This window comes from Waterburya agarophytonicola KI4, from assembly GCF_020640915.1.
In the GTDB taxonomy this organism is placed as follows: Bacteria; Cyanobacteriota; Cyanobacteriia; order Cyanobacteriales; family Xenococcaceae; genus Waterburya; species Waterburya agarophytonicola.
The window spans coordinates 14086-40072 of record NZ_JADWDC010000045.1; the positions used below are offsets into that span (position 1 = coordinate 14086).

Annotated in this window: 14 protein-coding genes; 9 read left to right on the forward strand and 5 right to left on the reverse strand. The window is 39.6% G+C overall.

What is annotated here, in order from left to right; translation table 11 throughout:
• The first annotated feature begins 21 nt into the window (after positions 1–21).
• The 4 genes from I4641_RS16135 to I4641_RS16150 are packed head-to-tail and all read left to right on the forward strand — an operon-like array spanning position 22 to position 5458.
• Entirely contained in the window at positions 22–1350 is a 1329-nt protein-coding gene (locus I4641_RS16135; protein ID WP_229641605.1) for a glycosyltransferase family 4 protein, read from the forward strand.
• A 42-nt stretch (positions 1351–1392) separates the two neighbouring features.
• A complete protein-coding gene (locus tag I4641_RS16140; RefSeq protein ID WP_229641606.1) occupies positions 1393–2670 on the forward strand; it encodes a glycosyltransferase in 1278 nt (425 codons plus the stop codon).
• A gap of 1 nt (position 2671) precedes the next feature.
• Positions 2672–4018, forward strand: coding sequence for an oligosaccharide flippase family protein (locus I4641_RS16145; protein ID WP_229641607.1), 1347 nt, complete (start codon positions 2672–2674; stop codon positions 4016–4018).
• 12 nt (positions 4019–4030) lie between these two features.
• Positions 4031–5458, forward strand: coding sequence for an O-antigen ligase domain-containing protein (locus tag I4641_RS16150; protein ID WP_229641608.1), 1428 nt, complete (start codon positions 4031–4033; stop codon positions 5456–5458).
• A gap of 240 nt (positions 5459–5698) precedes the next feature.
• On the opposite strand, the gene I4641_RS16155 is transcribed toward I4641_RS16150, so the two are convergent.
• The 5 genes from I4641_RS16155 to pssD all read right to left on the reverse strand — a co-directional run bounded on the left by I4641_RS16155 (position 5699) and on the right by pssD (position 9243).
• Positions 5699–6382: a PFE-CTERM domain-containing protein gene (locus tag I4641_RS16155; RefSeq protein ID WP_229641609.1), complete on the reverse strand. Its 684-nt coding sequence runs from the start codon at positions 6380–6382 to the stop codon at positions 5699–5701.
• Positions 6383–6425: 43 nt separating this feature from the next.
• Entirely contained in the window at positions 6426–7433 is a 1008-nt protein-coding gene (locus I4641_RS16160; RefSeq protein WP_229641610.1) for a glycosyltransferase, read from the reverse strand.
• 85 nt (positions 7434–7518) lie between these two features.
• Entirely contained in the window at positions 7519–8169 is a 651-nt protein-coding gene (locus I4641_RS16165) for a sugar transferase (protein ID WP_229641611.1), read from the reverse strand.
• 52 nt (positions 8170–8221) lie between these two features.
• On the reverse strand, positions 8222–8752 hold the full coding sequence (locus tag I4641_RS16170) for a glycosyltransferase (protein WP_229641612.1): 531 nt from the start codon (positions 8750–8752) through the stop codon (positions 8222–8224).
• 47 nt (positions 8753–8799) lie between these two features.
• Positions 8800–9243: a PssD/Cps14F family polysaccharide biosynthesis glycosyltransferase gene (gene pssD, locus I4641_RS16175; protein ID WP_229641613.1), complete on the reverse strand. Its 444-nt coding sequence runs from the start codon at positions 9241–9243 to the stop codon at positions 8800–8802.
• Positions 9244–10147: 904 nt separating this feature from the next.
• Here pssD and I4641_RS16180 point away from each other — a divergent pair.
• The 5 genes from I4641_RS16180 (at position 10148) to I4641_RS16200 (ending at position 25787) form a co-directional block, all read left to right on the forward strand.
• On the forward strand, positions 10148–11500 hold the full coding sequence (locus I4641_RS16180) for a DUF4114 domain-containing protein (RefSeq protein ID WP_229641614.1): 1353 nt from the start codon (positions 10148–10150) through the stop codon (positions 11498–11500).
• A 78-nt stretch (positions 11501–11578) separates the two neighbouring features.
• Complete coding sequence (locus tag I4641_RS16185; protein ID WP_229641615.1) at positions 11579–15490, forward strand: Ig-like domain-containing protein; 3912 nt, start codon at positions 11579–11581, stop codon at positions 15488–15490.
• A gap of 65 nt (positions 15491–15555) precedes the next feature.
• A complete protein-coding gene (locus I4641_RS16190; protein ID WP_229641616.1) occupies positions 15556–19491 on the forward strand; it encodes an Ig-like domain-containing protein in 3936 nt (1311 codons plus the stop codon).
• Positions 19492–19553: 62 nt separating this feature from the next.
• Entirely contained in the window at positions 19554–22640 is a 3087-nt protein-coding gene (locus tag I4641_RS16195; protein WP_229641617.1) for a cadherin-like domain-containing protein, read from the forward strand.
• 123 nt (positions 22641–22763) lie between these two features.
• Positions 22764–25787, forward strand: a complete 3024-nt coding sequence (locus tag I4641_RS16200; protein ID WP_229641618.1) for an Ig-like domain-containing protein — start codon at positions 22764–22766, stop codon at positions 25785–25787.
• The last annotated feature ends 200 nt before the right edge of the window (positions 25788–25987 follow it).

Consider the following 25987-nt stretch of genomic DNA (forward strand, 5'->3'; position numbering starts at 1 on the left):
TAACCATCATAATTTGTACAGATGAATAACCCACGGGTATTAATTATTGCCGAACACGCATCCCTTAAATATGGAGGAGAAGCAGCATTACCGCTACATTATTTTCGAGTATTGCGAAAGCGTGGTGTTGAGACATGGTTAGTTGTCCACGAAAGAACGAGATCGGAATTAGAAACGTTATTTGAAAGCGATCGCGATCGCCTTTATTTTATTTCCGACACAGTTTGGCATCGTTGGCTTTGGCAGTGTAGTCAGTTTTTGCCCAAAAGGATAGCTGACTTCACTTTTGGACTAGTTTTGCGGTCGATCACTCAAATAGCTCAACGTCGTCTCGCAAAAAAAATTGTTCGAGAGAAGAACATTGATATTATTCATCAACCAATATTAGTTTCACCAAAAGAACCTTCCGCTATTTTTAAGATGGGTGTGCCAGTAATAATTGGACCGATGAATGGAGGAATGGAATATCCTTTAGGCTTTGGTCGAGAAAATAAGTTAATTGATCTAGGAGTAGCGACGGGTCGTCTTTTTGCTAATTTATTCAACTCTTTGATTCCTGGCAAACTAGAAGCAACAACCATTTTAGTCGCCAATCAACGTACTAGGAGATCGCTGCCTCAGGGCATTACTGGCAATATCGTCGAAATAGTCGAAAATGGTGTCGATTTATCAGTTTGGAAACCAAATGGCGATCGCGAAGCAATACAGAAAGAAGATACTCAACCAGTTAAATTTGCTTTTGTTGGTAGATTAGTGTCGTGGAAAGCAGTTGACTTGTTACTTAGAGCCTTTGAATACTTGTCAGCACAACTACCTGTGCAGTTAGAAATTATTGGTGATGGCGAGGAACGCCCTCATTTAGAAACTTTAGCGCGAGAATTACACTTAAATTCAGACGACCAAACTTTAGTTAACTTCACTGGTTTTTTGCCTCAGTCCGAATGCGCCCAAAAATTAGAATCCGCCGATGTGATGGTACTCCCCAGTCTCTATGAATGCGGTGGAGCAGTAGTTTTAGAAGCTATGACCATGGGGATTCCTGTAATTGCTACCAATTGGGGCGGTCCCAAAGATTATTTAGATTCCTCCTGTGGCATTCTGGTCGAACCAAAAAATCCCCAGCTATTTGTGTTAAATTTAGCCGACGCCATGTTGAAATTAGCAGAATCGCCAGAATTAAGAAAAACCATGGGAGAAGCTGGACGCCAACGTATTCTCAGTCACTTTGACTGGGAAGTAAAAGTCGATGCCATCGTCGATATCTATCAAGATGCGATCGCTCGATATTCTGCTTCTAAAGTTACACTCCATCCCCATTGGAACGAGAAAGATAAAGCAATCAGCCATTAGGATTAATTACCAAAAATATTCCCCTCTTCATCGAGTAAACCCATGAAAATTGCTTATTTAGTTCACTTTTATCCCAAAGTTAGTCATAGTTTTGTGCGCCGTGAAATTGCGGCACTAGAAGAAATGGGCATCAGTGTCGATCGCTTTTCCATTCGTTCCTGTGCTTCAGAGTTGGTCGATGCGGCAGACATATCGGAGTTGGCAAAAACCAAAATTGTTTTAGATACTTCTAAACTAGTTCTACTTTTAAGCTTGTTGCAAGTATTAATATCTAGACCGATTCGTTTTTTGAAGGCTTTTAAATTAACCTGTCAAATTGGATGGGGTTCAGATCGAGGACTACTGCGAAACTTGATGTATCTGGCAGAAGCTTGCTTATTACTAAAGTGGTTTAAAGAGGAAGATATATCTCATCTCCATGCTCACTTTGGCATCAATCCTGCTGCGGTGGCTATGCTCTGCAACACTTTAGGAGGTCCTTCCTATAGCTTTACCGTTCATGGTCCTAAAGAATTTGATTCAGCTACTGGGCTGGCACTGTCTGAAAAAATCAACAGAGCAAAATTTGTCGTGGCAATTAGCTCTTTTGGCAAAAGCCAACTATACCGCTGGTGCGATCGCTCTAACTGGTCAAAAATTCATGTGGTTCATTGTGGCTTGGACAAAATGTTCCTAAATGCTCCCTATCAGCCAATCCCAGACCAACAACAGCTAGTTTGTGTGGGTCGTTTGTGCGAACAAAAGGGTCAGCTACTTTTAGTAGAGGCAGCAGGCAAATTAGCTCAGGAGGGATTAGACTTTAAACTAGTTTTGGTTGGAAATGGTCCTCTAAGGAAGGAAATTGAAGCTTTAGCAATTCAACTAAATATTAAAGATAAAGTTGAAATCACTGGCTGGGCTAGTAACTCCGAGGTACAAAGACATATTTTGGCTTCTAAAGCAATGGTATTGCCCAGTTTTGCTGAAGGTTTACCAGTGGTCATTATGGAAGCTTTGGCTCTTGGTCGTCCAGTCCTCAGCACCTACGTAGCAGGAATACCCGAATTAGTTCAACCAGACTGTGGTTGGTTAGTTTATGCTGGTTCGGTGGATGATTTAACAGTTAAAATGCGTACTGTTTTACAGTTGCCCATCGATGAACTAGAAAAAATGGGCAAAGTGGGTATACAGCGAGTTGCTCAATACCACGATGTTAAACAAGAAGCTCTCAAGCTTGGAAATTTATTAAATTATGAAGACTTGATCGTTGATCCACTAGTACTGACCCCCGTTAGTAGTAATCTTCATCAAGATGACGTTAGAGTCACCGTAACTAAATAAAATGTCATCACTTTCTTTAAAAAAACTGGCTATACGTGGCACAGTCTGGACTTTATTTGGTTATGGCTTTAGCCAATGTTTGCGCCTGGGTGCCAACCTCTTCTTGACTAGGTTGCTTGCACCAGAAATGTTTGGCTTGATGGCACTAGTCAACGTTTTCATTTTGGGTTTAACTCTATTTTCAGATATTGGTATTGCTCCTAGTATCATTCAACACGATCGCGGGGATGAACCAGATTTTTTGAACACTGCCTGGACACTCCAAATTGTTAGAGGCTTGGTTTTATGGTTGTGCTGCCTCGCTTTTGCTGTACCAGTCGCTCAGTTTTACGGCGAGCCGAGCCTCAGCTGGCTAATTCCCATTGTGGGCTTTACCACGGTTATTTCGGGATTTAACTCTACAGCCTTATTTACCTTCAAGCGACGGATCAACCTTGGTAAATTAACTTTATTTGAATTGGGAATTCAGCTATCTTCCCTCTGCATCATGCTGCTGTGGGCATGGTTTCATCGCTCTATCTGGGCGTTAGTAGTGGGAAATTTAGTATCAGAATCTCTCAAGATGGTGCTTAGTCATCGTTTAATTCTAGACAGTAATAATCGTTTGGCTTGGGAAAAAAAGGCGATCGCCGATATTTTTGCTTTTGGTAAGTGGATCTTTGCTTCTACTGCCATGACATTTCTCGCTGCCCAAGCTGATCGCATTATCTTAGGTAAGTTGCTAAATTTTCAGCTTTTGGGAATTTATAACGTAGCTCTCATCTTTGCTGAGTTACCCAAAATGGTCATGATGAAGATTGGCAATCAGGTGATTTTCCCTGTAATTTCCCGACAGCTTGATTTACCTCGCTCAGATCTTCGCCAAAAAATTCTTGAGCGACGCTGGTTAATTTTGATGGCGGCAGTTCCTTTATTAGGGATATTAGTCAGTTTTGGTGACTTTTTTGTTTTGGGACTTTACGACAGCAGATATCAAGAGGCTGCTTGGATGCTACCCATTTTAGCTTTAGGAATTTGGCCTAACCTACTCACCATCACCATGTCCCCTGCTTTATTAGCAATTGGTCAGCCTCTTTATGCAGCTTGGGGTAACTTTTTAAAATTTTGCTACATGATAATTGCTTTACCCCTTGGCTATTCTTTCCTGGGAGTTACGGGAGCGATAATTGTAGTAGCCTGTAACGATTTTCCTTTCTACCTAGCAGTCAGTTATGGTTTGTGGCGCGAAAAACTAACGGCGATCGCTCAAGATATTCAAGCAACCTTATTGTTGGGCGGATTTATCGCTCTAATTCTCTTGGGACGATACTTTAGCGGTTTAGAACTGATTTTACCGCCAAGCTTTTAATTAGGAGACACAATGAGTATTCAAGCACAACTAGTAATGATTCTCTGGTTGCCCATTGTCTTCTATTTATTTAGAATTCATTCACTACGCAAAGCCGTCATTATTAGTTTTATTGGGGGTTTACTATTTTTACCAGAAAGAGCAGGTTTTCGACTGCCCCTAATTCCTGATTATCAGGGAATGGTTGCCACTTGCTATGGTATTACCTTGGCTATTTTAGTTTATGACTTTCAGCGTCTAAAAGAATTTAAACTAGCGTGGATTGATTTACCAATGCTAATTTGGTGTATCTGCCCAGTTTTTTCCTCCCTGAGTAATGATTTAGGTTTTTATGACGGAATTAATGAAGCGATCACCCAAACTGTAACCTGGGGATTACCTTATTTTTTAGGTCGATTTTATTTGAGTAGTCTTGCAGCACAGCGAGATTTGGCGGTCAATATTATCAAAGGGGGGCTAATATATGTTCCATTATGCCTTTATGAAGGACGCATGAGTCCCCAATTACACAATATGGTGTACGGTTACTATCCTCACCCTTCAGGTATTGCTCAGTCTTACCGCTTAGGAGGCTACCGACCAATGGTTTTTATGGAACATGGTCTAATGGTAGGAATGTGGATGATGGTAGTGGCATTAATTGGATTTTGGCTATGGAAAGCAAAATCAATCCAGAGAATTTGGAACATACCAATGGAGGGCGTTGTAATTCTCTGTACTCTCACATTTATTTGGTGCAGATCCACTGGGGCTTATGGCTATCTACTCTATGGCTTAATTATTCTCTTTTCAGCTAAATGGTTGCGTACTAGTCTGCCGTTATTACTCCTGGCGATCGGAATTATTTATTATCTCTATACTTCTACTACCGGGCATTTTCAGAGCGAAGGAATTGTTTCTCTAGTGGGAGAAGTAATCAATCCCGAACGAGCTCAGTCACTAGAGTATAGATTTGGTAATGAAGAAATTCTTGCCAATCACGCACGGGATAGAATAATTTTTGGCTGGGGAGGCTGGGGCAGAAATCGCCTCTATGAAGAAAATTGGCACGGTATTTTTGAAGATGCGGCAATTACCGATAGCTTATGGATCTTGGCTTTCGGCATTAATGGCTTAGTAGGTTTAATCAGTCTAATGGGATCTTTGATATTGCCTATAATTCTTTTTAGCTTTTCAAGTTATCCAGTAAAGACATGGTTTGAACCCAAGGTAGCTCCTGGTGCTGCCTTAACGGTAGCATTACTACTGTTTGTTTTAGATTCTTTATTAAATGATATGTTTAATCCTATTTTTCCTTTAATTAGTGGAGGATTGTCAGGTATGATCTTAAAAGAAAGAAAGAAAACAAAAGCCGATCAAAAAAATAGTAAATTTCTATCGAAAAATCAACGCTATAAAAACATGACGCGCTCCAAATTATCGGCGTTGCTAAACAGATAGTGGATTTATTATAAATAAAGATGGGAATGTAAAGACCGCGGTCGTATTTTTGCGCGACTTTTAATGATTCTTGGCGTGTAGATGAAACCTATATTAAGGTCAAGTGGAAGAGGTCAAGAAAAATGATGTTTTAGGGGAAAAGAAATTCATTGATTCTCTCTTTGAAATTGCTGTCTGAAAAATTAGATAATCACAGAGCTATTCTATCTTTTTAAACTTTTTGCGACACAACCCCTTTTTTTATTTAGAATTTTTATAAAATTGATTTAAACCCCAAAAACCGAAACATAGGACAATACCAAGACTGGGAGAAAAGTCAAAAGGAACTTCTGCTATTCCTCCATTAGCGACATCCCCTACCAACTGAAAATTGCTATTGTATGTTGTTTGAGTTTCTTGAGCAGCCCACAATTCTAAAGAACCTACTCCAAAATTCTCGAAAAGAACTAATTCGAGGTCATATTCTCCAACTGCCAGATTTATCGTACCTAGATTATCTTGAGTTGGGTGTAGCGCATCATCCTTGATGACATCAAAACCATCAATGCGGAGACGGACTCCATCATCACCACTAGTCAAAAAAGTCCAGTCGTCTGCACTAGTAATTTCTATTGTAGTCGTTACCAAAACAGCGTAATTGTTAATATTGGGATTCCCTGTAGTACCTGGGAAAAAATTGTCAATGTCTGAATGACCCCAAGGAGTTCCATAAGCCACATCGCGAAAATCAATAATGTCATAACTTCCCGATGATGTACTTTCTAAGTTAGTCCCGCCGATGAGTGCATCCGCATCACTTAGACTTTCAATAGGGGTAGTAGATTTAAATAATTCTACAGTAAAAGCATTTACTTTCTTAGTCAGTCCGAACTGAACCAAACAAACCGAATATAACAATATGCTGTAATTTATTATTTTTATCATGGTGTAAACTCCAAATCAATTTAAGATAATTTAGGGCATGCAATTAATTGCTTTTAATATTTGTTGCCAAGGTTTTATACTCGATTAGGGTGCTTTGTTTTTTCTGCAACTTAATCAGATAAAATTTAATCTGTCCTGTTGCTTGAGCAAATTTGCCGATCGCACAAAATAATGCATACAATAAGGCTTCACCCGAAGCTAGGTTGTGCTTTTTGTTGCTATATATGCGATAGATTAAAACAGGATATCCAATCAGGAGAATTAAACTCCACCCTTGGGTTAACCAAATAGTGCTTATACTGGAAAAAGGTAAAGCTACACCCCAAAACCAGATGCTTTTACTTTCTTTGACCCAATGTTTTTCGGGACTCTTTCCATGTAGCCAGGCACCCTCTGCATAGGCATGACCAGCCCTCATAGTTCGATTCCACCACTGGCTAAACCTAAGCATTTGGGCATCGTGGAGAGTCATTTCCTCTTGAATACGCAAAATTTTCCATTGCTGCTGGCGCAAACGCACACATAATTCTGGTTCTTCTCCTGCAATGAGACCAGAGTCAAATCCTCCAACTTCCTTAAATGCTCTAACGCGCATCATTGCATCACCTCCACAGGCTTTTGTTTCACCCAGTGGGGTATCCCATTCAATATCGCATAATTGATTATAAATAGATTTTTTAGGAAACTTTTCTCGACGACGACCACAGACAACTGCAACTTCTGGTCTTAAGTCAAATATAAGCATAGCAGACTTGAGCCAAGAGGGAGCAATTTGACAGTCACCATCAACAAATTGAACAAATTCAAGGTCGGGATTAATCTTTAATAAATAGGCAAATCCTTCGTTTCTGGCGCGAGCGGCTGTAAAAGGAATGGTTAAATCTAATTCCAACAAATTTACTCCGAGCGATCGCGCTAAATTGACACTATTATCAGTAGAGCCAGAATCGACATATACTATGTCTCTTACTGTATTTAATGCTGATAAAAAACATTGATGAAGGCGATCGCTTTCATTACGTCCAATAATTACTAATCCAAGCTTATTCATATAAATAATAATTGTGATAATTGTAAGAAATTCTTTTGCGGGTTTTTTCAGCTACGTAAACTACTGAGAGTGGCCCGATCGCTGCTCAATAAGCCCCTTGACGATTGAGAACTATTTTAATTGTTCTCAAAATTAATTTGAGGTCATATACTATTGACCATTGACACTGATAGCGAAGATCCAATTTGACAATTTCTTCAAAATCTTTGATCATAGACCTACCATGAACTTGCCATTCTCCAGTGATTCCCGGCTTAACCTTTAATCTTTCCCAGTGATGAATTTGATAGTTTTGGACTTCATCTACAGTTGGAGGTCTAGTGCCAACTAAACTCATATCTCCTCGTAGAACATTCCAAAATTGAGGAAACTCATCTAAGCTAGTGCGACGCAAAAATTTACCCAAACAGGTAATACGCGGATCGTTGGCATTTTTGAAAAAATGACCAGAAACTTCGTTACAAACTTTGAATTTAAGTGCATCTGCGTTGACAACCATAGAACGAAGTTTCCAAATTTTAAACGTTTTTCCGTAAAGTCCACAACGCATTTGACTATAGAATATAGGCCCTGGATCGGAAATTGCCATGGCGATCGCAACTATGACAATGATGACACCAGTTAAGGTTAGTCCTAACAATGCACCTATAATATCGATTAGGCGTTTAAGGCGATTATTCACCGAGGGGTGCATTGGTTTAGGCTTAAAATTAGGTTCTGCGAGACTTAGATTCATAAAGAACTAGAAAATGAATATTGTCGATGATATTGCTAATAAAAGCTATGAGCTAGCTTGCTATTATTTCAGGGGTAAAATCTCTTTGTTTGGTATTAGTGGTTAAAAGAGAGGTAGTGAAAAGATCTAAAGAATGACAAATTAGACTAACAGCCTGTGGACTTAAAACTGAAAAATTTGCTCTAAATGGATTTCTGACAAATGCTAATAACTGCTCTAAGGAAAATGCAACTGGCACTCCTTTATTGAGTAGTTGATAAGCTAGTTCAAGTTGATGATTATCAACATGCTCATTTAGCTCGGCTCTCCTTGGAACTAATATATAAGGAGCATTAATTTTTTCCGCTAACAAAAGTGTTCCTTCTCCACAATGTCCAATAACTAAATTGGCTGACATTGCCAGCTCCTGGAAATCTTTTGCTGGTAATAGCTTATGAGATTCAATTCCATGGGGAAAGTAAATGCAGTTACCATACTGAACGATGATTTTTTCTTTAATCCAATGCTGTTTGCTTAAAATTGAAGTCCACACCATCAAGCGATCAAATTGAAATTTTTCTGTTCCAACAGTGACTAAAATCATTAAATATTTCTCTTGTTAGTTATCTATATTTTGAATGATTATCAACTCTACACAGGAATTAATTCTGCTTGGGGATATCTAACTTTCAAAGATGGCCAACGAACATATAAACGATTGATCAGAGGAAGAACAAGTTTAGCAGAAAGACTTATATCTTCTACTCTAGTAATCGATTCAATAAAAATAACTTGACTGCCAAACATCCTGCCTATAACTATAAAAGGAACAGATTCACCAGCACCCGTAGTCATAATTAGTTTGGGTCTTTCTTGAGAAATAATTTTCCAAGCTAGAAATAAATTCTTAACCAAGTTTTTCAAGTTTCTATTAGTGGGACCATAAGCCCAATAGACTTGCTCTTGTTTTAATACAGATTCAGTCGAATGACTTTTTTGTGTTACCCAACAATGTTGTTTATCCTCCCAAAAATGTTTAAGGTTCACGAGGGTTCTAAAATGTCCACCAGTTGAAGAAATGAGAATAATATCCATGGTTAGCTACATACTCGAAATTTACTCAAAAGACACGCCAAAAGTCATTTTTTGTCACATTAGCCCAGCAAAATTAGAGCGAAGTAACCAAAATATCTTTAAACTTGAGGCTTTATCAGAACCTTCAAGTGTTTAAGCAGATAAAAATCATTAAATATCTTATCAAGAAGAATATTTTACTTTCGGCTTACTGATTTCAATAGAAAACAAGAAAATATTATTGTAATTTAGTTATTAATTTAACCTAGTAATAATTGATTGTATATTTAGCATAGTTAAGCCAATATTATTGTGCATAGCTTTGTATTTGACAATAGTAAGTTTGTCGAAATTTTTTTCTTGTTTATGTTCTTACAATTAAATACTTCATTCAATTTATAGTTAATATTGAGATAAATAGCCCTCCGAATAAATACTTAAATAATACTACTAAAATAACAATTGACCTATATAAACCGAGAAGATACTGTAATCTGTCTTACCTTTACTGCCAAACTTTGCATGGATTAAAGATTTTATATTCAATCTAAAGAAAAAAAAAAAAAAATCATGATCGCGAAACTTTTTTTAAAAAAACCGTAAAGATACATAGAAATATAATCTCTTTATTTTTACTATCAAATATCAAAGTAGATAGATATTTTCAAAAGCTTATATAGTACTAGATAGTTTTTTTGATCTCTCTAGAAACTATCTAGTCTTACTTTTTATTGAAATATGTATTCTATTTTACAATCTAAAATATGCAATATATATTACATATTTTAGATTAATTTTTTTAGGAGTAAAAATTAATAAAGCAAATAAAAATACAGTGCAAATACTATTGAAAAGTTCAAAATAGATAGGCTATAAACTGAAGAAAGCTGTATTCAAATTACTTGTTTTATTAATTTATTTATTTATGCATACATACAATAGCGGAACTTTTATTGTTGGTTCTAGTGGCGAAGTTGATGTTGATTTTCTCTTTGATGGAGGCTGGTTTCGGGGAGAAATAGCTTTATTTAATGTCGAGGGGATGGAAGAATTGATCCCTGGCTCAGAAGCGTTTATGTTAGAAGCAGCCCGTAGAGCCTTAACTGACTCCGAACAGGGTCGCATAATTAATCAAGATGAAATTGAAGGGGCGAAATTTTCTACCACCGATTTCAATTGGGAGCGTGATTTTAATACTGGAGAGTATATAGGAGCAAAAAGCTTTACCTTTAATCCTGGCGATGAGTTAGGTTTAATGATGGTACAGCATAAGACTGTACAAGAAACTTTCGAGAATCCCGATCGCATTAATGAATTTGGTAGATTTCCTTTATTCTCAATCCCAGAAGCCAATATAGGTGGTTCTTTACCGAATCAATTTGAATTTGTGGGGCTCGATGGAAATGGCATAATTGCTGGGGAAGATATGCGTATCTTTCAGGCGGATCGCGACTACAACGATGTGGTTTTGCAGTTTAGAGGTTTAGATAGCAACTTTGCTTCTCTTGATGAGTATATTAATCCGACTCGGGATTTTAGAGATTTCCCAGTGGGGGAAAATTTGCTGGAATATGCAGAAAGCCGAGTTTTAAATGAAAAAGACCCTGGAGTATTTCAAGTAGGAGAGTCAGGGGAAGTAACCATCGATTTTCTTTATGATGGAGGATTATATGAAGGGGCAGTGGGGATCTTTAGTTTAGAAGATATTAATCCCGAAGATCTAACCACAGAAGAGTTTACTCAAAAAGTAGTAGAGCGAGTACAAAGCAATTCTACCGAAGGTCATATAGTTATTCAAGACAGCACTGAAGGAGCAAAATATTCAGCAGAATTAGAGTGGGAGCAAGCTATACCAGAGGGAAAAAATCACTTTAATGATGGGAGCTATTTAGGAACTAAGACTTTCACTATGACTCCAGGAGATAATTTTGCCCTGGTTATGATTCCTGATGGTAATTTTAATCAAGCCATAGGTGCAAATGAATCTGTAATGAAGAATGACTTGATTTTTTCGATGCAGGGAGCTAATTTTCAAAATCAGGTTCAATTTGTCAATGTCAAAACGTCTGCTGGCGGCGGTACTATTGCTAGCTTTGAAGATGATCGCATCGATCGCCCTTCTAATGAAGATTATAACGACATTGTTTTAGCAATCGAAGGAATTCAAGAACCTATTGGTTTATTTTCTCTAGAAGACCGCGTTTTTCCCGATCGTAATTGGGCAGAATTACCCATTGGTGAAGACAATATTCTTCCTTACTTCGATGGTAATGAATAGCTATCTAGATTGAAATTTACTTAACACTTAAATGTTTACTTACAGCTATTCTCTTTTACTTTAAAGATATATCAAACTATGACTATGTTTAACACTGGGACTTTCTCTGTTGATGAAGATGGTCAAATTGAAGTCGACTATCTTTTTGATGGAGGTTGGTTTCGAGGAGAACTAGCTGTCTTTAGCCTAAAGGGAATGGAAGATTATGAACCTGGATCTGAATCATTTATTCAAGAAGCAGCCAGAAGAGTTTTAACCAACTCCAAAGAAGGCAAAGTGATTCTTCAAGACGATCTTGAAGGTGCTAAGTTTAGTACAGATTTACCTTGGGAAAGAGATTTTAATACGGGACAGTATCAAGGAGTTAAAACATTTAATCTAACTCCTGGGGATGAAGTCGCTTTAATGCTAGTGCAACACACTACTGTTCAAGAGACTTGGGAAAATCCGGGGAAAACTGGCGAGTTTGGCAAGCAAGTGATCTTCTCACTCCCCGAAGCTAATTTATCTGCTTCCTCCATGGATGGGTATGAAGTGATAGATGTTAATGGCAATGGCACAATTGCTTTTGAAGATGTACCCATTTTCCAAGCTGATAAAGACTATAACGATCTAATTATCGATCTCCAAGGTTTAGAGGGGAATTTACCTACTTTATCAGACAATATCAATCAGACTCGGGACTGGCGTAAAACTCTAATTTTGTACGATAGGAAACTACAAAAATTATCAGATGACGAGCTGGTGATGCATCTAGAGTTCGACCTCGTTAGGGAAAACACCTTACCAGATTCATCTCCTCTCGGGGGAAACAACCCAGGAAAATTAAGCAATGGGGCAGAATTTAGTAATGGTAGAGTCGATCTAGGCGATCGCAATGACATTATTAAAGTTGCTGACTCCCAAGACATTAACCTCGGTACTCATTCCCAGCGCACAGTTTCTCTGTGGTTTAAAGTTGACAATAAAAATATTGGCAATGGCAAACAAATTATTTATGAAGAAGGTGGCTTCAATGGCGGCGATGCAGGACTAAATATTTATATAGAAAACAGTCGACTCTATTTTGGTGGTTGGAATCGCGACCGCGGAAATTGGGCGGGGACTTATTTGTCTAGCGACGCTATTTACGCCGATACCTGGCATCATGCAGTCTTAGTTTTGGATGCAGAAGCGGGAGTTGGCACAACTCAACCAGAGGTTTTAACTGCCTATCTCGATGGGGTGAAAATCGGCGTAGGGTCGGGAATCGAGCTTACATCCCATACCGATAATGTTGGTTTAGGGGGATTAAATGAAACTACCCGATTTCATAACGGAGTGGGGCAAACCAATGAAGAACATAGTTCGATCGGCAGTTTGGCAGACGCTCGCATTTATAACCGAGCTTTGACCGAGTCAGAAATCTCTTTGTTATATAATCCCAACCATGCGCCAGTAGCAAAAGACGATTTATCTACTACCATCGAAAACTCAGAGGTAATTATCTTTGCTATTGATTTACTTGCCAATGATACCGATCTTGATGGCAACACTTTGAACTTGGTCTCAGTGGATAATGCGATCGACGGTAATGTATCTCTCGATCTTGACGGAAATATAATCTTTGCTCCCGAACCAAATTTTAGCGGCGAAGCCAGCTTTGAATATACCATCAGCGACGATGTGGGGGAAATTGACACTGCCCAGGTTACAGTTAACGTACTTCCTGCCAAAGATCCTATAGCTTTGGGTACTAACCTCCATCCTTTGGCAGAATGGTCGCCCCAGTTGCCTTTTATTAATGCTTTTAAAACTGCTCGTAAATGGATTCCTCAAGACTGGGATCGGAAAACTAAATATCGCTGGTATCCCAATATTTGGGACACGGGAGAATTTAAAGAATTAGATTTGGATGAAAATGGTTGGGTCAAATCTTTACCCGCACCAGAAGATTCCGAACAATATACCAGTGTCGGTACGATTATGTATCGCAATGTAGGTGAATATCCCGCAGGAAAATATGTTGTTCTTTATGAGGGAGAGGGGTCTATTGTTTATGGGCTAGATGCGGTCAAAGATGAGACAGCGTCTACGACCGGTAGGGATGTAATTGATGTCAACCCTAGCAATGCTGGTATTTGGTTGCGCATCACACAAACCGATCCTAATGAAACAGGGGATTACATTAAAGATATTAAGGTTATTCATGAAGACTATGAATATGCCAGCAACCAAACTTTTAATCCCGAGTTTCTCGAAAAAGTTCAGCTCTTTGATACCATCCGTTTTATGGATTGGATGGAAACGAATAATTCTCACCAAGGAGAATGGAGTACCAGACCAACTCCTGATAATTCCCTCTTTTTTGGTGGGGTTGCCTCGGTGGAAGACATGGTGGAATTGGCTAACCGCACTCAGACTAATCCCTGGTTTAATATGCCCCACCAGGCGACAGATGAATATATCGCTAATTTTGCGAACTACGTTAAAGAAAATTTAGATCCCGAACTTAAAGTTTACGTAGAATACTCCAACGAAGTTTGGGGTGGCTTGGCTCAAGGATGGTGGGTCGAACAACAGGGAAAATCAGAGTTTGCTGATTCAAAAGAAGGGAATTTTGCTAAACGAATAGATTGGTTTAGCAAACGTACCACGGAGATTACCCAGATTTGGGACGAAGTTTATGGAGAGGAAAAAGAGCGAGTAATTGGGGTTATGGGGGTGCAGGCAGCAAACCTTTGGACGGGAAGAAGGGCATTAGATTATGCTTGGACAGATAATCCCCTCGACCATGAAGAGTATGGTATTGATGCCGTTGGTATTGGTCCTTATTTTGGTCGCTACCTGGGCAAACCTTACTTCGCTTCTCAGATGGAAGCATGGCTTGACGACGACGATCCCGACCTACCTTTGGATAATCTTTTCCAAGAAATCACTGAGGGAGGAATTTTACAACATACACCCAAGCAAGGAGCTTTACAAGAAGCCTACGACTGGACGAGCAACTATGTAACTCTGGCGGAAGAACAGGATCTGGATTTGCTGGCATACGAAGGCAGTCAGCACGTTACGGGAATTTATGGGACGCAATACAATCAAGCGATCGCCAATCTATTTATTGAAGCCAATCAAGACCCCCGCATGGGAGAAATCTATCAAGAATACTTTACTACCCTTGATGAATTGGGAGTAGACCTTGCGGTCAACCATAATGATGTTAGCCCCTATAACCGATGGGGTAGTTGGGGGACTTTGGAAAATATCCATCAAGAAGACTCGCCCAAATATAACGCCTTAAAATCTCTAACGGCTAAAAGTAATTTACCCCCCGTATTAGGGGAGTTGGAGACTAATCTTGCCGACCTTAATATATTACTGGAGGGAGAATCTCTAGAGTTAGGGATTGAATATACCGATGTTGGACTGACTGACTATCATTCTATTGAGTTTGATTGGGATGATGGCAGTGTTGCAGACGTAGAAGAAAAAGAACCTTTGTTGGGGGATTTAGGGGAAATATCGGGCAGTCATATCTATCAAAAGCCCGGTATCTATAGCCCTACAGTCACAATTACCGACAATAAAAATCTAACTAGCAGCAAATCTTTGACCGTCTCTGTTGCCCAAAAAGTAGAGATCGACTGGAATCCTGATGTTGATAATTCCGATATCGACATAACAGGTAACGGCAATATCAAAGTAGCTATTTTAGGTCGGTCGAATTTCGATCCTGCAACTATCGACCCTACCACCATTAGGGCAGACGACGAGCGAGAGATTTTACTCAATGGTCGAGATATTAGTGCGATCGCTAATGACTTCGTCCTGAAAGATAGCAATAGTGATGGGTTCTTAGATCTAGAGATTACTTTCTCTAAATCTAGCCTGAGAAATGTTGTTGATGTTGATTTAGAACCGTTTGTTAGCCAGCAGCAAATTTATTTATTTGGCAGTAGTTCGAGCTTGGCAGGAGGTTTTTTCTTGGGTACTGAGGAATTACGAGATTGATACACGACAAAACGATAAACGATCGAATAAAAATTTTTAAGTTATTTCTAGCAGGAGAGTGAAATATGAACGAGCAAACAGGAATTTTTAAGGTTGATTCTAGCGGTGAAATTGCAGTCGACTATCTTTTTGACGGGGGATGGTTTCGCGGAGAATTAGGAGTTTTTAGCCTCGCAGGAATGGAGGATTATGAACCAGGAGAAACAGCATTTATTAAGGAGGCTGCTCGTCGGGCATCAAGTAATTCCGAACAAGGACATATCTTAATTAGTGATGAAATAGAAGGAGCAAAATTTTCTGCCGACTTACCTTGGGAGAGAAATTTTAATACTGGAACATATCAAGGAATTAAAACCTTTAATCTTACTCCTGGGGATGAAGTCGGATTAATGATGGTGCAGAACAACACCATTAGCAAGACTCAAAAACAACCCCAGAAAACTAGCGAGTTTGGCAAGACAGTAATCTTTTCGATGCCCGAAGCCAATCCTTTCAATTCGTCTTCTAACGGGAATGAAATAGTCGATGTCAATGGCAGCGGGACGATCGCTTGGGAAGATGTTCCCCTAGCCCAAGCAGACAAGGACTATAATGATTTGATTTTAGACCTCCAAGGACTAGAAAGCAATCTTGCTACCCTTTCAGATAATATCAATCCCACAAGGGATTGGCGGAAAAGCGTTGTTTTATGGGATGGAGATTTAGCTCAATTATCAGATGACGATCTGGTAATGCATCTAGAATTAGATGAGGAGAAGAAAAAGACAGCATCAGACTCTTCTCCTGAAGGTAAAAATAATCAGGGAAAACTAAATAAAGGTGCTAAATTCCGCGATGGTGTAGTGGAATTGGATGGCAAAAATGATTTCATTGAAGTCAAAGATTCTAGCGATATTAATACTAATACCCATGCCAAACGCACTATTTCTATTTGGTTTAAGGTAGACGATAAAGATATTGCCAATCGCCAGCAAATTATCTACGAAGAAGGAGGCTACCAAAAAGATGATGGTGGACTCAATATTTATATAGAAGATGGTCAAATTTATTTTGGCGGTTGGAATCGTAGTGGGGGTAACTGGACTGGGACTTATTTAGCTAGCGACGATTTAAGTTCTAATACTTGGCATCACGCGGTTTTAGTTTTGGATGCAGAACCAGGAGTCAATACCGTCCAAGAAGATGCTTTTACCGCTTATTTAGATGGGGTAAAAATTAGCTCTGGGGAAGGAATGGAATTAACTTCCCATAGCGATGATATTGGTATTGGCGGTTTAAACGAAACTACCAAATTTCACGACGAACCAGGGTCGAAAAATAGCAAGCTGAGTTTGGGTGGCAGTATCGATGATGTTCGCCTATATAATCGCGCTTTAAGCCCGCGAGAAATATCTTACTTGTTCAGTCCCAACCACGATCCCAGTGCCGTAGACGACGAGGTTCTGACCGTAGCCAATACAGAAGTTATTCTTTTGGCTTCTAGCCTTCTGGACAATGATAGCGATCGCGATCGCAATCGTTTAACCTTAACAGCAGTGGATAATGCTGTTAACGGTACTGTCACAATCGACGAAGCGGGTAATGTCGTTTTTACTCCCGCAGCAGGTTTTGAGGGAGATGCTAGCTTTGAATATACCGTTAATGACGGAAAGGGTGGAAGCGATACTGCCACAGTTGCCGTAACCGTACTTCCTGCTAGCGAACCAATTCCTTTAGGCACAAATCTACACCGCCTGGCTGATTGGTCGCCCCAATTCCCTTTTCTCAATGCTTTTGAATCTGCCCGCCAGTGGATTCCCCAGTCTTGGGGCGTAATCCCCAAAGAAGAAGGGGTAGGTTTTCAATATGTCTGGGATACGGGAGAATTTGCCGATATAGATCTAGATGCTGATGGCTGGGTCAAGACTTTACCCGCACCCGAAGACGAGCCTGAATATAGCAGCGTCACTACTGTGATGTTTCGTAACGTAGGGGATTATCCAGGGGGAAAATATGTTGTCCTTTATGAAGGAGAAGGGACGATTGAATACGGTCTTGATGCGGTTAAAGACAAATCAGCTTCTACTCCAGGACGAGATGTAATTGATGTGTCTCCTTCTGCGGCGGGTATATTATTACGCATCACCGAGACAGATCCTGATGAAACTGGGGAATATCTACGGGATATTCAAGTAATACCCGAAGAATATGAATACGCTCAAGATCAAATCTTTAATCCACAATTTCTGGAAACAAATCAGCATTTTAATACCCTGCGGTTTATGGATTGGATGGCAACCAATCATTCAACTCAAGGAGAATGGAGCGATCGCCCTACCCCAGACAGTTCCATCTTTTCAGGAGAAATTGCTTCAATTGAGGCAATGGTGGAATTGGCAAATCGTACCGATACCGATCCTTGGTTTACCATGCCTCACATGGCGACGGACGAATATGTTACCAATTTTGCCCAATACGTCAAGGATAATTTAGATCCCGAACTTAAAGTTTACGTCGAATATTCTAACGAGGTTTGGAATAATGACTTTGCCCAAGGCTGGTGGATTGAAAACCAGGGAAAAGAAGAGTTTGTTGATTCTACCATTGGTGACTTTGGCAAGCGGATGGATTGGTTTGGCAAGCGCACTACCGAAATCACCCAAATGTGGGATGAGGTATATGGAGAAGATAAAGAACGAGTTATTGGAGTAATCGGGGCGCAGGCTGCTAACAATTGGACTGCCAGACGACCTTTAGCTTATTCTTGGACTGATACCCCTCTTTCTCATGAAGAATACGGCATAGATGCGATCGCCATCGCTCCTTATTTTGGTAGCTATATTGGACAACCAAAATATGAAGCAGAGCTTGAAAGCTGGATCGATAGTGAAGACGAAGATAGCGAAAATCTTGCTCTCGATAATCTCTTTGTCGAAATAAACGAAGGAGGGGCTTTAGACTATGCTCCCCCCCAAGGAGCATTGCAGCAAGCCTATACCTGGACGGAAGGCTATGCAGTCCTAGCAGATTCCCATGGCTTGGATTTGCTGACTTACGAAAGCGGTCAACATCTCAATGGCAGCCGCGGTGTTGAAGAAAATGAAGCGATCGGCGATCTGTTTATTGCAGCTAATCGAGATCCGCGCATGGGTCAAATCTATCAAGAGTATTTTACTACCCTCAATGAGTTGGGCGTAGATTTATCGCTCAACTATACCGATGTCAGTCGATATAACAAATATGGTAGTTGGGGACTTCTAGAAAATATTGGGCAAACAGACTCGCCAAAATACAACGCTATCAAAAACGCTTCGACGAAAGTTACCAATGACTTACCCCCCGAACTAGGCAAAATCAATACTAACCTAGGTAGTCTCAATATTCTTTTAGTAGGGGAATCCCTAGACCTAAATTTCAATTACACCGATGTCGGCTTAACTGACTATCACGAAATTGAATTTGATTGGGGCGATGACACAGCCCTAGATATCTTAGAACAAGAACCATTATTAGGAGAAGTTGGCAAAGTTGCTACTAGTCACTCATATAGCAACCCTGGTATATATGAACCTGTGGTAACCATAACTGACGATGACAATCTTTCTACTAGTAAGTCTTTAACCGTTACCGTAGCCAAAAAAGTAGCCATAAACTGGAATTTCGACTCAAATAATTCCGATCTTAATTTATCTGGAAACGGTTCAATTAAAGTGGCTATTTGGGGTACGACGGATTTTGACCCCACTACGATTGACCCCACTAGTATTAGAGCCGATGACAATCGAGATATATTGCTCGACGGTCAAGACGTTAGTGCGATCGCTAATGATTTTCAGTTTAGAGATCTCAATAGCGATGGGTTAACAGATTTGGAAATTACTTTTTCAAAATCAGAGTTGAGGGGAATTGTTGAAACCAATTCCGAACCATTCTTAAGCGAGCAGCAGATCTATTTATTCGGTAGTGCCGCTCAACCAGATGGGAGTTTTTTCTTGGGTATGGAACAAGCAGATTTATCTTAATCGCGTTATCTGGTCTATTTTCTACTTTCGTTTTTGTATATCTAACCAAATGTTTAAAGTAAATGCAGAACAATAATCAATCACCAGCACTTCAGTTTGAAGGAGAGTATAACTTTGGCACAGAAGGACAACCTGGCGTTTACGACCGGCGTACCATTTCTTTGTGGTTTAAAGTTGACGAGCTACAAAACAATCAAGAACTAGTAATTTATGAAGAAAATGGCACGACGGAGGGTTTAAATATCTATGTCAAAGACAGTCGTTTATTCTTCGATACTTGGAATCAGACTGGGAATGAATGGTCGGGGAGTTATGCTTCTAGCAATGCTATTACCTCCGACACTTGGCATCATGTAGGATTAATTCTAGATCGAGAATTGGAGAACGATTTCATTGCTTACCTCGACGGAACAAATATTGACGAGGGAGAAGGTAACCCTACAGATAAAGTTGATGTGGGTATTGGTGGTTTAAGTCCATCTGGGGAATTAGAAGAAGATTCGGTTAATTCTGGATATAGCGTCAAAAATATTGGAGTATACGATCGCGTTTTAACTCAAGCGGAACTAGAATTGATCTTCGATCCCAACTACGAGCCAGAACCAGTTAAGGATAGTGCTGTAACCATTGAAAATACAGAAGTTATCTTGCTTGCTTCTCGACTATTGGCTAATGATTTAGATGCCAACGGCGATCGCTTAACTATTAAAGGAGTTGGGAATGCTACTGATGGTCAGGTGGCTCAGAATAGTGACGGTAATATTATTTTCACCCCAGCATTTGGCTTCAGTGGTGAAGCTAGCTTTGAATATATAGTAGAAGATAATGCTGGCAAAGCATCTACTGCTACAGTAACGGTTGACGTCCTCTCAGAAAATCGCTCTGTTCCCATCGGTACTGGTCTTCATCGCGTTGAAGGAGTATCCCCAGAGTTACCTTTTCTCAACGGTATCAAAACTGCTCCAGGGTGGTTGACTCAAGACTACAATGTAACTACAGATGATCAGGGAAATTTCATTAATGTTTGGAATACAGCGGAAAACAACCTTTTAGATTTAGATGAAAATGGTTGGATCAAAACCATTCCCGATCCTGAAGATGACCCCCAATATTCCAGTGTCGGGATGTTACTTTACCGCAATTTGAATTATTATCCCGACGGTAAGTATGTCGTGCTATATGAGGGAGAAGGTTCAATTGAATATAATTTTGATGCCCGAATAGATCAATCTGAATCTGCTCCTGGTAGACATGTCTTAAACGTAAACCCCAGCAGTAACGGTGTCTGGCTGAGAATTACCGACACCGACCCCAATGAAACGGGCGACTATATTCGCAATATTCGTGTCGTACCCGAAGAATATGAAGATATAGCCGAAGAAACGTACAATCCAGACTTTATCAACACCATAGCCAACTTTGACACTTTAAACTATTTAAACTGGGCGGGAATTAATAGCTCGACGGAAATTGAGTGGAGCGATCGCTCTACTCCTAAAAGCTCTATTTTCGCTGAAGATCTGGTATCCATTGAAGAGATGGTGGAGCTTGCCAATCAAACCCAAACTAATCCTTGGTTTCATCTTCCCCACCAGGCTACCGATGAATATGTGACTAACTTTGCCGAATATGTGGCGGAAAACCTCAATCCAGAATTGGATGTGTACTTAGAATATTCCCATGAAATTTGGAATCCTAGTTACGATCAGGCTCGCTGGATTAGAGAGGAGGGAGAAGCTCAATGGTCGGATAATAGCTTTGTTGGTGGTTTTGGCAAACGGTTAGATTGGTATAGCCAGCGCACTGTTGAAGTTACCCAAATCTGGGAGGAAGTATTTGCTGAGGAGAAAGAAAGAGTAATTGGCATAGTTGGGGGAGAAGCAGCTAATACCGCTACCATTGATCGCATCCTAGAATATAATTGGGCGGAAGATCCTTTATCCAATGAAGAATATGGCATAGATGCGATCGCTATTGCCCCCGATACCGCTTCCTATTTAGAAAATCCCGCCATTGCAGATGAAGTTGCCAGTTGGACTACCGATAGTGATGGTGGAATAGATAAATTATTTACCGAACTCACAGAAGGCGGATTAGTTAGTAATAGCCCCTCTGGAGGAGCTTTTCAGCAAGCCTACGACTACACGGAGACTTATTCAAACATAGCCGACTTAGAAAACTTAGACTTAATTACCTATGAAGTCGGTCAAAAACTTCCCGTAAACTTTGGCGGTAATAATAACCAGGCGATCAAGAATTTGTTTAACACCGCCAAGAGAGATCCTCGTATGGAAGAACTTTCTCAAGAATATTTCACTACTCTTAGTGAAACAGGGGCAGATCTTTCCACCAGCTTTAACGATCCTAATGCTTATAATCAATGGGGTAGCTGGTGGAAAATGGATGAAAATAATCTCAATGGTTCGACCAAGTTAGAAACGATAACTTCTTTAATCGCCAAAAATGATTATTCTCTTGCTCCCCAAATAGGAGTACTAGAAAGTAATCTTTCTCGACTCAATTTAATCTTAGAAGGTGATTCTTTAGAATTAGCTACTAACTATACTGATGTTAATACCGAAGAAGAACATAGCTTCAAGTTGGATTGGGGAGACAATAGCGAGGTAGTTGAAGAACAGCAAGATCCTCTATTGGGCAAGGCAGGTGACATATCCGCTAGTCATATTTACGATAGGGAAGGAAATTATACCGTCAGCTTAACCATCACTGATCAGCAAGAAAAAGTTGCCCAAGAAGACATATCTTTTTCTGTCGCTAAAAAAATCACGATAGATTGGAAACCCTACTCTACAAGCCAACAAACAGATTTAGGGGAAAATGGTCAAGTACAAGTGGCAATTTTTGGTCGAGAAGATTTTGCCGTCACAGATATTGAACCTACTTCAGTCAAAGCTAGCGATCGCAAAAATGCTCTACTAAATGAAGATGGTGTAAGTGCTTCAGCCGATCTCACTGAATCACGAGATGTTAACGGTGATGGATTTGCCGATTTAATTTTCTCTTTTGATAAAGCAATTTTAAGATCTGCGATCGCAACCGATGACGAGTCGATGATCAATGATAATGAACTGTATTTATTTGGTAGCAATTCTGCGTTAGATAGTGGTTTCTTTTTAGGAATGGAATAGTAATACCATTTTGAATTTGAAACACGAATGATTCTTGTAGGGGCGAATAGTTATTCGTCTCAACGATTCATATGTGAGAAAAGCTATTTAATTTGGTATAGAAATCAAGAGATAACTAAATAAATGAATACTAATCATTTGTATGATGAGCGTACCGTTTCGTTATGGTTTAAGGTTGATGAGGCTGAAAATAACGATAGGTTAACAATCTATGAAGAAGATGGTGGCATCCAGGGACTAAATATCTACGTAGAAAATAACTACCTATGGTTCAAAACCTGGAGTCAAACGGGAAACGAGAGATCGGGTTATTATCTTTCTACTGATGCGATCTCTAGTGATACCTGGCATCATGCAGTCATCGTCTTAAACACATCCCAAACAGAGCCGTTTACAGCCTACCTCGATGGGTTGAGTATAGATCCTCAACAGGGGGAGCAGCCAAAAAATATTGGGGTGGGAGTAGGTGGTTTAAATTCAGTAGGAGATAATTTAGCAGCAGATGATTCTGTCTATAGTGTTAAAGATATTCAAGTCTACGAGCGATCGCTTTCTCAAGCAGAAGTTGCTTTACTATATCAACCAAACAAAGAACCTGTAGCTACTGAAGATATATCTCTGACAGTAGAAAACAATCAAATTATTCTATTTCCCGATTTTTTGCTAGATAACGATCTAGATCCAGACAGAGATACTCTAAAGATTGAGGCAGTGGGCAATGCTGTTAACGGTAATGTTGCTCAAGATTCGGAAGGTAATATAGTTTTCACTCCAGAAACTAATTTCAATGGTGATGCCAGCTTTGAATATACCGTCAATGACAATCGTGGTGGGACGGCTACAGGAATAGTCAATTTGATGGTATTACCAGAGACTAGTCCTATTCCTGTGGGAACTAATTTACACCGTTTGGCTGATTGGTCAGCTCAACTACCTTTTCTCAATGGTTTTAAATCTGCTAGGAGATGGTTAACTCAAGATATTAACGTCACCACCAATGAAGAAGGGCAATATATTAATACTTGGAATACAGGTGAGTTTTCTAGTTTAGATTTGGACGAAAATGGGTGGGTTAAATCTATACCCGAACCTGAAGACGAACTCCAATATACCAGCGTGGGTACTATTTTATATCGAGATTTGGGGGTATATCCAGGAGGTAAATATGTGGTTCTCTATGAGGGAGAAGGCACAATCAAATATGATTTTGATGCGGTGAAAGATGAATCTGCTTCAACTCTTGGTCGAGATGTAATTGATGTTAATCCAACTAACGCAGGTATTTGGTTGAGCATTACAGACATCGATCCCAACGATACGGGAAATTATTTACGGGATATTCATATCTTGCCTGAGGAATACGAGTATGCCGACGATCAAATATTTAATCCAGATTTTTTAGAAAAAATTCAGCCCTTTAATACCCTCCGTTTTATGGACTGGATGGCGACCAATAACTCACAACAGGGGGAATGGAGTAACCGCCCCACTCCCGAAAGCTCGGTTTTCTCTGGAGAAATTGCTTCAATTGAATCGATGGTGGAATTGGCTAATCGCACTGATACCGATCCTTGGTTTACGATTCCCCATCAAGCTACCGATGAGTATATTACTAATTTTGCCAAATATGTCAAAAATAATTTAGATCCCGAACTTCAGGTATATATAGAATACTCCAATGAAGTTTGGAACCGCGATTTCGATCAGGGTTGGTGGGTAGAAGATCGGGGTATTGAAGAATTTGCCGATTCTAATGTGGGAGATTTTGGCAAGCGCATCGATTGGTATAGCAAGCGCACTGTTGAAATTGCCCAGATGTGGGATAAAGTATTTGACGAGGATAAAGCCAGAGTAATCGGGGTAATGTCGGGTCAAGCTGCCAACTCTTGGACGGCAAAAAGAGCTTTAGAATATCATTGGGCGGAAGATCCCTTATCAAGCTCAGAATACGGTATAGATGCGATCGCTTTTGCACCCTATTTTGGCAGTTACTTAGGTAAGTCAATTTATGAAGCTGAAATAGAAAGCTGGACAGAAGATTCTGATGGCGGACTAGATAAGCTATTTGAGGAATTAAATACTGGAGGTTTATTGGAAGATGCACCTCCAAGTGGTAGTTTGCAACAGTCTTATTATTGGACAGAAAAGTATACCAATCTTGCCGATCTGCACGACTTAGATTTAATAACCTATGAAAGTGGTCAACATCTAAGGGGAAACAATGGAGTAGAAGATAACCAATCGATTACCAATCTTTTTACAACTGCCAACAAAGATCCCCGCATGGGAGAAATATACCAAGAATATTTTGGTACTTTGAATGAACTGGGTGTTGATTTATCAGTTAACTATACTGACGTTAGTGGATATAACAAGTGGGGTAGCTGGGGTGCCTTAGAACACATCAATCAATCTAACTCACCCAAATATAATGTTTTAAAGTCCTTGACTGCTAATAATAATAATAATAATCTCCCTCCTCGATTAGGAAAAATTAATACTAATCTTTCTAATCTAGGAATTATGGTTGAAGGGAATACCCTCAATATCAATGCTAACTATACTGATGTGGGATTACAAGACTATCACAATGTTGCGTTTGATTGGGGCGATGAAAGTCCCATTAACACTAAACAGCAAACTCCCTTACTTGGGGAAATTGGCATAGCCGAAGGAAGCCACGTTTACAATTCAGTAGGCACTTATACTTCGACCATAACCGTTACTGATGATGATAATTTGCTGGCTAAAAAAAACGTGTCTGTAACAGTGGCAAAAAAAATTGATATTGATTGGAAACCTAGTTCCAATAGCAAACAAATACTCTTGGCTGGAAACGGAATGGTTAAAGTTGCTCTTTTCGGCGATGAAGATTTTGATGTAACCAATATAGATTTAGATTCAGTAAAAGCTAATGATAGTAGAAATTCGCTTTTGAATAATCAGGGAATTAAAATAGTTAGTAATCAAATAAGTTTCCAAGATGTTGATTTAGATGGATTTCAAGATTTAATATTAGCTTTTGATAAATCTAGTTTGCGATCTGTTGTTGACACTGATGATGACTTGTTAATTAACGATAGCCAAATTTATGTGCTTGGTACGTTTTTCCAATTAGAAACTAGTTTTTTCTTCGGAGCAGAGTAGGACATTGCAGAATTAGGCGTTGCAGAATTAAGGGTTGAGGATAGATGACAAAATTATTTAATATCCCTCATCAATTTATATTCTTTAAATGCCACAGTAGAACTCTTGTGTTCCATTACTTTCCACATAAAGGGAATTGCTCTACCCTAGGGTGTTGATTTTGTCAAAAATAGCTGGGAGTAATTTCATACACTTTCTCT

Excerpts from the sequence above, each read along its gene's own strand:
- I4641_RS16135 (WP_229641605.1), top strand. The coding sequence starts at position 22 with ATGAATAACCCACGGGTATTAATTATTGCCGAACACGCATCCCTTAAA.
- I4641_RS16140 (WP_229641606.1), top strand. The coding sequence starts at position 1,393 with ATGAAAATTGCTTATTTAGTTCACTTTTATCCCAAAGTTAGTCATAGT.
- I4641_RS16145 (WP_229641607.1), top strand. The coding sequence starts at position 2,672 with ATGTCATCACTTTCTTTAAAAAAACTGGCTATACGTGGCACAGTCTGG.
- I4641_RS16150 (WP_229641608.1), top strand. The coding sequence starts at position 4,031 with ATGAGTATTCAAGCACAACTAGTAATGATTCTCTGGTTGCCCATTGTC.
- I4641_RS16155 (WP_229641609.1), bottom strand. The coding sequence starts at position 6,382 with ATGATAAAAATAATAAATTACAGCATATTGTTATATTCGGTTTGTTTG.
- I4641_RS16160 (WP_229641610.1), bottom strand. The coding sequence starts at position 7,433 with ATGAATAAGCTTGGATTAGTAATTATTGGACGTAATGAAAGCGATCGC.
- I4641_RS16165 (WP_229641611.1), bottom strand. The coding sequence starts at position 8,169 with ATGAATCTAAGTCTCGCAGAACCTAATTTTAAGCCTAAACCAATGCAC.
- I4641_RS16170 (WP_229641612.1), bottom strand. The coding sequence starts at position 8,752 with ATGATTTTAGTCACTGTTGGAACAGAAAAATTTCAATTTGATCGCTTG.
- pssD (WP_229641613.1), bottom strand. The coding sequence starts at position 9,243 with ATGGATATTATTCTCATTTCTTCAACTGGTGGACATTTTAGAACCCTC.
- I4641_RS16180 (WP_229641614.1), top strand. The coding sequence starts at position 10,148 with ATGCATACATACAATAGCGGAACTTTTATTGTTGGTTCTAGTGGCGAA.
- I4641_RS16185 (WP_229641615.1), top strand. The coding sequence starts at position 11,579 with ATGACTATGTTTAACACTGGGACTTTCTCTGTTGATGAAGATGGTCAA.
- I4641_RS16190 (WP_229641616.1), top strand. The coding sequence starts at position 15,556 with ATGAACGAGCAAACAGGAATTTTTAAGGTTGATTCTAGCGGTGAAATT.
- I4641_RS16195 (WP_229641617.1), top strand. The coding sequence starts at position 19,554 with ATGCAGAACAATAATCAATCACCAGCACTTCAGTTTGAAGGAGAGTAT.
- I4641_RS16200 (WP_229641618.1), top strand. The coding sequence starts at position 22,764 with ATGAATACTAATCATTTGTATGATGAGCGTACCGTTTCGTTATGGTTT.